At 64.7% G+C, this 11,003-nt stretch carries 7 protein-coding genes, 1 tRNA gene and 1 pseudogene; 7 read left to right on the top strand and 2 right to left on the bottom strand.

The annotated features are described in order from the left end of the window. Positions 1 to 169: 169 nt before the first annotated feature. Positions 170 to 244: transfer RNA gene (locus tag HNS03_RS09310), tRNA-Val, on the bottom strand. A gap of 400 nt (positions 245 to 644) precedes the next feature. Between HNS03_RS09310 and HNS03_RS09315 the strand changes: the two genes are divergently transcribed. Then, entirely contained in the window at positions 645 to 1,886 is a 1,242-nt protein-coding gene (locus tag HNS03_RS09315; protein WP_367194757.1) for a Ppx/GppA phosphatase family protein, read from the top strand. Next, positions 1,883 to 2,611: an RlmE family RNA methyltransferase gene (locus HNS03_RS09320; RefSeq protein WP_367194759.1), complete on the top strand. Its 729-nt coding sequence runs from the start codon at positions 1,883 to 1,885 to the stop codon at positions 2,609 to 2,611. Before HNS03_RS09315 ends, HNS03_RS09320 begins: the two co-directional genes overlap by 4 nt. Before the next feature lie 30 nt (positions 2,612 to 2,641). Here HNS03_RS09320 and HNS03_RS09325 read toward each other — a convergent pair whose 3' ends face one another. Beyond that, positions 2,642 to 4,054, bottom strand: coding sequence for an MFS transporter (locus HNS03_RS09325; RefSeq protein WP_367194761.1), 1,413 nt, complete (start codon positions 4,052 to 4,054; stop codon positions 2,642 to 2,644). Between the two features lie 252 nt (positions 4,055 to 4,306). On the opposite strand from HNS03_RS09325, the gene guaB reads away from it, so the two are divergent. From guaB to HNS03_RS09350, 5 genes and pseudogenes are all read left to right on the top strand, one after another. Beyond that, positions 4,307 to 5,809, top strand: a complete 1,503-nt coding sequence (guaB, locus tag HNS03_RS09330) for an IMP dehydrogenase (RefSeq protein ID WP_367194763.1) — start codon at positions 4,307 to 4,309, stop codon at positions 5,807 to 5,809. Between the two features lie 46 nt (positions 5,810 to 5,855). Then, a complete protein-coding gene (locus HNS03_RS09335; RefSeq protein WP_367194765.1) occupies positions 5,856 to 7,136 on the top strand; it encodes an RsmB/NOP family class I SAM-dependent RNA methyltransferase in 1,281 nt (426 codons plus the stop codon). Positions 7,137 to 7,185: 49 nt separating this feature from the next. Further along, positions 7,186 to 8,754, top strand: coding sequence for a glutamine-hydrolyzing GMP synthase (gene guaA, locus HNS03_RS09340; RefSeq protein ID WP_367194766.1), 1,569 nt, complete (start codon positions 7,186 to 7,188; stop codon positions 8,752 to 8,754). Positions 8,755 to 9,071: 317 nt separating this feature from the next. Beyond that, positions 9,072 to 9,227, top strand: a pseudogene (locus tag HNS03_RS09345) (integrase); the annotation flags it as partial. Positions 9,228 to 9,528: 301 nt separating this feature from the next. Next, positions 9,529 to 11,003 (top strand): 4-hydroxyphenylacetate 3-hydroxylase family protein (locus tag HNS03_RS09350; RefSeq protein WP_367194768.1); only part of this gene is annotated, 1,475 nt, incomplete at its 3' end.

Below are 11,003 nucleotides of genomic sequence, written 5' to 3' on the forward strand. Positions count from 1 at the left end.
AACCCTCGAACCGGGGTAAGGCTACGGAAGCGGCCTGGGCTCTAGCTCGCCCGAAGGAGACGGAGATCGTGACGAACTCAGCTGGAGCGAGAAAAGGGTGGAGGAGAGGGGCGTCGCCTTAGACCGAAACCTGCGCCTGTGGTCGGCGGGCGGCAAGGCGCAATCAAAATGGTGGGCGTGACAGGGATTGAACCTGTGACCTTTCCGGTGTGAACGGAACGCTCTCCCGCTGAGCTACACGCCCGGGACCATCCGACTTGTGGATCGGATGGTCGATGACGAAATCGGCAGCAGACATGCACAACGACACATCCGGCTCGGCTCTCGTCGATCCGAGCGGGTTCAATAAGCGTTCCGGCAGTTGGAGGCAAGAGGCCGTTCGCCATTTTGCACGGGTTGCTCGCAAGGAACGTCAGAGAAGCCGAAATATCCGGCGATCGCCGGGGCGTGTCATGCGGAGCGAAGCGATTGGTGCTGCGTATACAATCCTGCGTTTGGACGTTGGCCTGCGGATTGCTACACTCTTTCCAACAAATGGCGGAGACAGCGCGCCGCCGATGCCCGCATCCCGGTTCGAATTGGCCGGGTCCGTGGGATCCAGACGTCGGTCAGAGGTGCGCGCCTTCGCCGGGAGCGGATGGACCATGGATGGCATGGACGACGGCGCGCCTGTCTCGACGGACGGTGACGTGCTGCAGGGACTTGCCGGAGAGACGAGTGGCACCGTCGAAGCGCATCGCTCGTGTGCGGCGCGGCGGGCGCCCGGCGTTGCGTCTGGAGCACGCGCGGGAGAACGCCAGGACCGGGCGTCGGGCGGTGAGCGTCCGACGATGGACTGCCATCGCGGGGAGAAATCCGATTGTCGCGATGCCGGTCCGCGCTATGCCGCGCTCGATCTTGGCACAAACAACTGCCGGCTTCTGATCGCCGAGCCCCGCCGCCACGGCTATCGGGTGGTGGATGCGTTCTCCCGAATCATTCGTTTGGGGGAAGGCGTATCCGTGGATCGCCGCTTGGGCGAAGCGGCCATGCGTCGGGCAATGGATGCATTGACCGTCTGCGCGCGCAAACTCGGCCATGCCGGTGTGCACCGCTCGCGGCTGATCGCCACCGAAGCCTGCCGCAGCGCAGAGAATGCGCAGGAGTTCGTCGGCCGCGTCGCGGACGAAACCGGCCTTCAGCTTGAGATCGTCGATCGCGAGACGGAAGCCCGGCTTGCCGTTGCCGGCTGTTCCAGCCTGATCGACCGCGGTTCGGAAGGGGTGGTGCTGTTCGATATCGGCGGTGGCTCCTCGGAGATCGTCTGGGTCGATCTTTCCGGCCGGCATCGTCTCGACGGGGTTGCCGTCACGCGCTGCATCCGCGCCTGGACCTCGCTGCCGGTGGGGGTTGTCTCCCTTGCCGAGCGCCACGGTGGGGTGGAGGTGGATGCGACCACCTTCGAAGCGATGGTTGCCGACGTTGGAGCCATGCTTGCGCGGCTCGACAGGGCCGGTGCGCTCGACCAGGTTGTGAGCCGCGGCCGCGTCCACCTCTTGGGAACGTCGGGAACGGTGACCACGCTTGCCGGCGTTCATCTCGGTCTGGAGCGCTACGATCGCCGCCGCGTCGACGGCACCTGGCTCAACGAATGCGATGTCGATGCGATGATCCAGCGGATCCTCGCGATGCCGTTTCACGAGCGCGTCGCCAATCCGTGCATCGGGGCGGATCGTGCCGATCTGGTGCTTGCCGGTTGCGCTATCCTGGAGGCGATCCGTCGGCGCTGGCCATGTCGTCGGCTCAGGGTAGCAGACAGGGGCTTGCGCGAAGGTATCCTGATGGAGTTGATGGCGCAGGACCGCATCGGCGGTTCGTCCCGGTTCAGTGGAACACGTCCATCATGACCAAACGCCCCGGTGGCGGCTCAGGCCGCGCTCTGAAGGAACGCGTCCGCACGGCGCGGGGACGGCGGGCCTCGTCGGTGCGTTGGCTCGAGCGCCAGCTCAACGACCCCTATGTTCGCCGTGCTCAGGCGGAAGGCTACCGTTCGCGGGCCGCCTACAAGCTGATCGAGATCGACGATCGCTACGGGCTGCTCAAACCCGGCATGCGGGTGGTGGATTTGGGCGCTGCCCCCGGTGGCTGGTGCCAAGTGGCCGTCGACCGGGTGCGCTCGCCGGCGGAAGCTCCTCGTGTGGTGGCGATCGACTATCTGCCGATGGATCCGATGCCCGGCGTGACGGTGTTCGAGAAGGACTTTCTCGACGACGATGCGCCGGCACTGCTGATCGAGGCACTCGGCGGGCGCAAGGCCGATTGCGTCCTTTCCGACATGGCCGCCCCGACCACCGGCCACAAGCAGACCGATCATCTGCGCATCATCCATCTGTGCGAGGTGGCGGCGGAGTTCGCCCGCGAGGTGTTGGCGCCGGGCGGTTCGTTCCTGGCCAAGGTGTTCCAGGGCGGCACCGAGGCGTCGCTGCTTTCGATCCTCAAGCTCGACTTTGAGAAGGTCCATCACGTCAAGCCGAAGGCGAGCCGTCAGGAATCGGCCGAGCAATATGTGCTCGCCACCGGGTTCCGGGGGGCGCGAGCCGCTTCCGACGCCGACGCTCGCGACGAGGATTGAACGCGGTTCGAGCGATCGATTCCGACCTTGTCAGGAGACCGCAGACCTCGCCGTCGCTGTCGCGTCATGCCCCGACATCTCCGCGCCGGCCTGGGGCGACAGCCGGGCAAATACCAGCACCGAGCAGGCGGCGATCGCGGCCACGATGACGAAGGCGATTAGGAAGTCGCCGGGAAGCACGGCAGCATCGGGGCGGCCCAGGCGCTGGCCTTCCAGGATGAAGGCCGACACGGTGACGCCCGTGGACAGCGCCACCTGCTGGCCTACGCTCGCGAAGCTGGTTGCGCGGCTCATGCGGGCCTGCTCGATGTCGGCATAGGCAATCGCGTTGATGCAGGTGAACTGCAGCGAGCGGAAAAAGCCACCGATCAGCAGGACGGCGATGATGATGGCCGGAGCGGGGCCCATCGAAAACAGGCCCATTGCGGCAAGGATCGTCACCGAGATGAGTCCGTTGGCAATCAGCACCCGCCGGAAACCAACCTGGCGCACGATCGGCTTCGCCGTTGCCTTCATCAGGAGCGCGCCGATGGCGCCGACGAACACCAGCGAACCGGCATGGAACGGCGACATGCCGAGTCCGAGCTGAAGCGTGAGTGGCAAGAGAAACGGGATCGAGCCCACGCCGATCCGAAAGAAGAAACCGCCGAAGATGCTCGCCCGGAAGGTGGGCACCCGCAGCAGCTCCAAATCGATCAGCGGGTGTTCGGTGCGTCGGGCGTGGCGGACATAGAGCGCGATCGATGCCGCGCCGGCGCCGACCAGGGTGAGGGCGACCGGTAACGGCAGCATCCTTTGGCCGAGCACCGAAAGCCCGAAGATCAGGCCCGACAGCCCGACCCCGGAGAGAACGAAGCCGACCTTGTCGAGGGGAATGACGTCCGGCGCACGCACGTTGTCGATGAAAAACGTCACCAGCGCGATCCCGACGATGCCGACCGGAACGTTCAACCAGAAGATCCAGCGCCAGTCGAAATAGGTGGTGATGAAGCCGCCGAGTGGCGGGCCGATCAAGGGTCCGATCAAGGCCGGAATGGTTAGCCACGCCATCGCCGACAGGAGCTCCGCCTTTTCCGTCGTGCGCAGCACCACCAGGCGGCCCACGGGCGTCATCATCGCGCCGCCCATGCCTTGGACGATTCGGGCGGCCACGAACTCCGGAAGTGTGGAGGACAGGCTGCAGCCGATCGAGCCCAAGAGAAACACGCCGATGGCAGCGCGGAAGACGGTCTTTGCGCCGAGCCGGTCGGCGGCCCAGCCGGAAATCGGAATAAAGACGGCCAAGCTCAAGAGATAGGAGGTCAGCGCCAGCTTCAAACGGATGGGATCGGTGCCGATATCCGCTGCCACGGCCGGCAGCGACGTGGCAATAACGGTCGAATCGATGTTCTCCATGAACAGCGCCGACGCGACGATCAGGGCGGTGACATTCGGGCGGGACACGCGCTGCCGGGTCTCTTGTTTGTCTGGCGAGGCGAGAGAGGGTGGGCCAACCGTTCTATATCGGGCGCAATCCGCGTCAGGACAACGCTGCACGCTGCAATTGGCTGCCATGCAGCGAAGACATTTTGCGTGGCCAGATTCGGCATGGTAAAGACCTGCGCCACCGCATAGAAGCGTGAAACGACTGCGTAAGAGTGGGGCGCGAGGCCCGGCTCGACGCAGTACCTTTTTCTCAGACCGTCGAGGTGGCGGATGGCCCATATCATTGAAACCTTGAGCGGGCGCGACGCGCTCACCTTCGACGACGTGCTCCTGATGCCGGGGCACTCCGAAGTGATGCCGGCGCACACGGACCTGTCGACCCGGGTGACGCGGCAGCTTTCGCTGACGTTGCCAATCATCTCCGCCGCCATGGATACCGTCACGGAGGCGAAGCTCGCGATCGCCATGGCTCAGGCCGGCGGCATTGGCGTTCTTCACCGTAATATGACGCCGGAGGAGCAGGCCGAGCAGGTCCGTCAGGTCAAAAAGTTCGAATCGGGCATGGTGGTGAACCCGGTCGTGATCGGTCCGGACGCCACGCTGCAAGACGCGCTGACGCTGATGCAGCACTTCAAGATTTCCGGCATTCCCGTAGTGGAGAAGGGGGGCGCCGGCGGCCAGATCATCGGCAAGCTGGTGGGTATCCTGACCAACCGCGACGTTCGGTTCGCGTCCGATCTTGCGACCCCCGTCCGTACGCTGATGACCCACGAGAACCTGATAACGGTTCGCGACGGCGTCAGCCAGGCGGAGGCCAAGCGGCTGCTTCACCAGCATCGGATCGAGAAGCTGCTCGTCGTCGATGACGCCTACAATTGCGTCGGGCTGATCACGGTTAAGGACATCGAGAAGGCCCAGCTTTACCCGAGCGCGAGCAAGGACGAGCAGGGCCGCCTGCGCGCTGCGGCTGCGACCTCGGTGGATGCCACCGGCATGGAGCGCTCCGAGCGGCTGATCGATGCCGGGGTGGACCTTCTGGTGGTGGACACCGCCCACGGCCACTCCGAGCGTGTTCTGGAGGCCGTGCGTCAGGTCAAGAAACTCTCCAACCGGGTTCAGGTGCTGGCTGGCAACGTGGCCACGCCGGAAGGCACCCAAGCTCTGATCGATGCCGGCGCGGACGCCGTGAAAGTCGGCATCGGACCGGGATCGATCTGCACCACCCGCGTTGTGGCCGGCGTGGGGATGCCGCAGCTCACCGCTGTCATGGGCGCGGCCGAGGTGGCGGCTGCCGCCGATGTTCCGATTGTGGCGGACGGGGGCATCAAATATTCGGGCGATCTCGCCAAGGCGCTTGCCGCCGGTGCCTCCTGCGCCATGGTCGGCTCGCTGCTGGCCGGCACGGACGAGAGCCCGGGCGAGGTCTATCTGCACCAGGGGCGCTCGTTCAAAGCCTATCGTGGCATGGGCTCCGTCGGAGCGATGGCACGCGGGTCCGCCGATCGCTATTTCCAGGCGGAAGTCCGCGACACCCTAAAGCTCGTGCCGGAAGGGATCGAAGGCCAGGTGCCCTACAAGGGGCCGATCGCGAGTGTCCTGCATCAGCTCGCCGGCGGTCTTCGCTCCGCGATGGGCTATGTCGGCGCCCACACGATTACGGAGATGCAGGAGCGGGCCCGCTTCGTGCGCATCACCAATGCGGGCCTACGCGAAAGCCACGTCCACGATGTGGCGATCGTCCGCCAAAGCCCGAACTATCCGACCGATGCCTGAGGCGCACGCTCCCTTTGGACCGTCCCTTCCTACTGTCTGAGGTGGTATGCGCACAGGTGGACGCATTCAGGCGGCGATCGAGGTGCTCGGCACCGTCGAGGCGCAGCATCGACCCGTTTCGGAAGTCCTGAAGGATTGGGGCAACGCCCATCGCTTCGCGGGCTCCGGCGATCGCACGGCGATCGGCAATCTGGTGTTCGACGCTTTGCGCTGGCGGGCGTCGTCCGCCTGGGCGACGGGGCAGGAAACTCCGCGGGCGATCGTGCTGGCCGTGCTGGCGCTGCGTTGGGGTCACAGCCTGGATGCGATCGAGGCGGACTTTCGAGACGACCCGCATGCGCCGGAGCCGCTGTCGGAGGCCGAGCGATCCGCATTGGCGGCTGCTGACTTTTCCAAGGCGCCCGACGCCATCCGCGCCGACGTTCCGGAATGGACTGTCCCGCAGCTGGAGGCCACCTTCGGCGCCGGCTGGGTGGAAGAGGCGGAGCGGTTGGCCGGGCGCGCGCCCATCGATCTGCGCGTCAATACCTTGAAGTCGGACCGTGACAAGGTCGTCAAATCGCTCAGCCGCTTTGGCGCCAAGCCTGCGCCGTGGTCGCCGATCGGCGTCCGGATTGCGATCGGCCAGGGCTTTCAGCGGCCGGCGAACGTAGTGCGCGAGCCCGGCTATCAGAAGGGCTGGTACGAGGTGCAGGACGAGGCGAGTCAACTCGCCGTGCTTCTCGCAGGCGCAGAGCCGGGGGAGCAGATCCTCGATTTTTGTGCGGGCGCCGGCGGCAAGACGCTGGCCTTTGCCGCGGAGATGGGCAATCGCGGCCAGGTGCATGCCTCAGATAGCGATCCCTCGCGTCTGAAGCCGATCTTCGAGCGGCTGCGCCGCGCAGGTACCCGCAACGTCCAGGTCCATGCCGCCGGCGACGACCTCGCCGCGCTTGAAGGCCGGATGGATCGGGTGTTCGTGGATGCGCCTTGCACCGGCTCCGGGGTTTGGCGCCGGCGGCCCGGCGCCAAATGGCGGCTCACGCCGGAGGCGCTTGCCGCGCGGCTTGCGGAACAGGTGGCGGTGCTGGATGCCGGCGCGAATTTCGTGCGGCCGGGCGGTCGGCTCATCTATGCGACCTGCTCGCTGTTTACCGACGAGAACAGCCGCCAGGTGGAAGCCTTTCTGGCGCGCAATCCAGCTTTCGCCTTGGTACCCGCCGAGCGGGTGAAGGGCGAGGCGATGTCGGCCGTGCCGGCCCGCGCCGTACCCGGCGGGGTGGTGCTGTCGCCTGCGGCCACCGACACGGACGGATTCTTTGTTGCCGTGCTGGAGCGGCGTTCATGACTTTTGCTCTTTCTCGCTTTCTCCCGGCCCTTTTTCGGAGCCCTTGCCGATGACCGAACGCCCCGCCGATCGTCACGATTTTATTCTCATCATCGATTTCGGCAGCCAGGTGACCCAGCTCATTGCGCGCCGGGTGCGCGAAGCCGGGGTTTATTGCGAGATCGTGCCGTTCCAGTCGGCCGAAGAGGCCTTCGAGCGGACCAATCCGTCGGCGGTAATCCTCTCCGGCGGACCGGCCTCCACCGCCGAAATTGGCAGTCCACGAGCGCCTCAGGCGGTGTTCGATGCCGGGCTTCCGATCCTGGGCATCTGCTATGGCCAGATGACCATGTGCGTGCAGATGGGGGGCGAGGCGGAGCCGTCCGACCATCGCGAGTTCGGCCGGGCGCTGGTCGAGGTCGTGGACGATTGTCCGCTGTTCGACGGGGTCTGGGCGAAGGGCGAAAAGCATCAAGTCTGGATGAGCCACGGCGATCGGGTCGTTCGCCTGCCCGATGGCTTCAAGGCGTACGGTCAGTCCGACGGCGCGCCCTATGCGGTGCTGGCAAACCCGGAACGCAAGGCCTATGGGCTGATGTTCCACCCGGAAGTGGTTCACACTCCGGACGGCGCGAAGCTGATCGAAAATTTCGTCAAAAAGATCGCAGGCTGCTCCGGAGACTGGACCATGGCCGCCTTCCGCGAGGAGGCGAAGGAGAAGATCCGCGGTGAGGTCGGTTCTTCCAAGGTGATCTGCGGGCTTTCGGGCGGTGTCGACTCGTCCGTCGCGGCGGTGCTTCTGCACGAGGCGATCGGCGATCAGCTCACGTGCATTTTCGTCGACCACGGTCTGCTTCGGAAGGGCGAGGCGGACGAGGTCGTTTCGATGTTCCGCGAGCACTACAACATCCCGCTGGTGCACGTGGACGTCTCGGACCTGTTCCTGTCGGCGCTGGAGGGCGTGTCCGATCCGGAATCCAAGCGCAAGACGATCGGCAAGCTCTTCATCGACGTGTTCGAGGCGGAAGCGAAGAAGCTCGGCGGCGCCGATTTCCTGGCCCAGGGTACGCTCTATCCCGACGTGATCGAGAGCGTATCGTTTGCCGGCGGTCCGTCGGTCACGATCAAGTCCCACCACAATGTGGGTGGTCTGCCGGAACGGATGAACATGAAGCTGGTGGAGCCGCTGCGCGAGCTCTTCAAGGACGAGGTGAGGGCGCTTGGGCGCACCCTCGGCCTGCCGGAGCGCTTCGTCGGTCGCCATCCGTTCCCGGGGCCGGGGCTGGCGATCCGCTGTCCGGGCGGTGTCACGCGGGAGAAGCTGGAGATTCTGAGGAACGTCGACGCGATCTATCTCGACGAGATCCGCAAGGCCGGGCTCTACGACGCCATCTGGCAGGCCTTCGCCGTGCTGCTGCCGGTGCAGACGGTCGGCGTGATGGGCGACGGGCGCACCTACGACTTTGTCTGCGCGCTGCGCGCCGTCACCTCGGTGGATGGCATGACGGCGGATTTCTATCCCTTCGACATGAATTTCCTGAGCCGTGCGGCCACCCGCATCATCAACGAGGTCAAAGGCATCAACCGCGTCGTCTATGACGTGACCTCCAAACCTCCCGGCACGATCGAGTGGGAATGATTCCGGCCACGCCGAGCGTATCCGGCAGTGCGTTAGAGTGCGACGTAAGGTGCTGAAAAATAATAATAAATGTCCCGTGACCTTTCATGGACTATCACCCCACAAGCGTTCCGAATGAAGGACCGGGTGACGGACCTCCGAATCCTTGCTGTCGGATCGAAATTGAAAGTACTGTCAGCAGTGTGAGAACCGCTGACGGACTTTTTTGAGCTTATCGCGCTGAAAATAAATAGAATTTGCCGCCAAGGTGGCGCGAAAATGCCCTGACGGACATTTCGGCGACTTTCCCTCGATTTTCCACCGATATCGGAGGGAATATGCTGACCGACACAGCCCTTAAGGCTCTGAAGCCACGAGACAAAAAGTACAAGGCTTCCGATCGTGTTTCGCTATGACTACCGTCTCAACGGCCGCCGGGAGACGGTGACCCTGGGACACTACCGGGCGGGATCTCGCTCGCCCGCACGCGAGAAGCAGGCGGTTCCGATTAAAGCATTTCCAGGCCAAGTGGGCACCGGTTGACCGTCCAGAAATGCATCAAACAAACGGTTAGGTCCGCGCTGCGCTCCCGCGAGACCCGAATAGGGGCTAACCGCGTTGGCAGCGCTGCGGGAACGTCGTCGCACCCGCTGATCTCCGCTTGTGCACAAGGAGTGTGCAAGCCTATTGTTTGGGCTTGACAGCCGGCGAGCGGCCTCGTACCTCTTCAAGACATTCGGCTGCAATGGGTACAAGGCCTGGCGCCGGATTCCGATCAGTATCGCGGAGTCCGCCATGGCGAAGAACGGCCCAACCCACATCCAGAGTCTGCAAGACGGCCGCACGGTCTATATCGACGGCCGACGCGTCGACGACGTCACCACCGATCCCGCCTTTGCCAACGCGGTCGCGTCGTCTGCGCGCTTCTACGACTATCAGTCGGCGCCCGAGAACATCGACGACATGACCTTCACCTCGCCGACCAGCGGCGAGCGGGTCTCCATGGCGTGGAAGCTGCCGCGCACCTACAACGATCTCGTCCGCCGCCGCCATGCGCTGGAGCGCTGGGCCGAGCTGACCTGCGGCATGGTCGGGCGCTCGCCGGATCACGTGGCCTCCACGCTCGGCGGTTTCCGCATGGGCTTGTCGGTCTACCAGGAGCACGAACCGGCCCGGGCACGGGCGCTGGAATCCTATTTCGACTACGCCCGCGACAACGACCTCTACCTCTCCTACGTCATCATCAATCCGCAGGCCGACAAGGCGAAGTCCGCCGGCGGTCAGCCCGATCCGCACCTGGTCGCCTCTGTGGTGGACGAGGATTCCGAAGGCATCACCATCCGCGGCGCTAAGATGCTGGCGACCAGCGGCATCATGGCCAACGAGCTGCTGGTGTCCGGCTTCCAGGCGCTGCAGCCCGGCGACGAGGCCTATGCCTTCACCGCGGCCGTGCCGATCGAGGCCAAGGGGCTGACGCTGATGTCGCGGCGCAGCTACGAGCAGAGCGCCACCTCCACCTTTGACTACCCGCTCTCGACCCGTTTCGACGAGAACGACGCGGTGGTCTATTTCGACGACGTGAAGATCCCGTGGGACCGGGTGTTCGTGTTCAAGGATTTGAAGATGGCGCAGGCCCAGTGGCACGAGACCCGCGCCCACGTCTTCCAGAACTACCAGTGCATCGTGCGGCTGATGGTGAAGCTGCGCTTCCTGCTCGGGCTGATCCGCAAGATCGCCGAGACCAACAACATCATCAATTATCCCCAGGTGCGCGAAACCCTGGGCCTCGTCGCCGCCAAGGTGAACAACATCGAGGCGCTGGTGACGGCGATGGAGATCGCCGGCGAGAACTATCAGGGCTACTACGTGCCCGACCGCACCATGCTGTGCACCGCCCAGGTGATCGCCCAGACCACCTATCCGGAAGTGGCCGAGACGTTGCGCAACCTCGCCGGCGGCGGGCTGATCATGGTGCCGTCGTCGATCGCCGACTTCGAGACCCCGGAAACGGCGGCCATCATCCAGAAGACCCAGCGCTCGCCGATCACCAGCTCGACGGAACGGGTCAAGCTGATGAAGCTCGCCTGGGACGCGATCGGCTCGGAGTTCGGCTCCCGGCATCTCCAGTATGAGATGTTCTATTCCGGCCCAGCCTTCGTGACCCGCGGCAACTCCTTCCGCTTCTACGATTGGGGCGACGCGAAGGGGTTCGTGGAGGACTTCATGGAGTCCTATTCTCTGCCCGCCAAGAATCTCTCCGCCGCCGCCGA

This window comes from Amorphus sp. 3PC139-8, from assembly GCF_040750475.1.
GTDB lineage: Bacteria > Pseudomonadota > Alphaproteobacteria > Rhizobiales > Amorphaceae > Amorphus.

Coding starts and splice junctions, on each gene's coding strand:
- HNS03_RS09315 (WP_367194757.1), top strand. CDS start 645: ATGGATGGCATGGACGACGGCGCGCCTGTCTCGACGGACGGTGACGTG.
- HNS03_RS09320 (WP_367194759.1), top strand. CDS start 1,883: ATGACCAAACGCCCCGGTGGCGGCTCAGGCCGCGCTCTGAAGGAACGC.
- guaB (WP_367194763.1), top strand. CDS start 4,307: ATGGCCCATATCATTGAAACCTTGAGCGGGCGCGACGCGCTCACCTTC.
- HNS03_RS09335 (WP_367194765.1), top strand. CDS start 5,856: ATGCGCACAGGTGGACGCATTCAGGCGGCGATCGAGGTGCTCGGCACC.
- guaA (WP_367194766.1), top strand. CDS start 7,186: ATGACCGAACGCCCCGCCGATCGTCACGATTTTATTCTCATCATCGAT.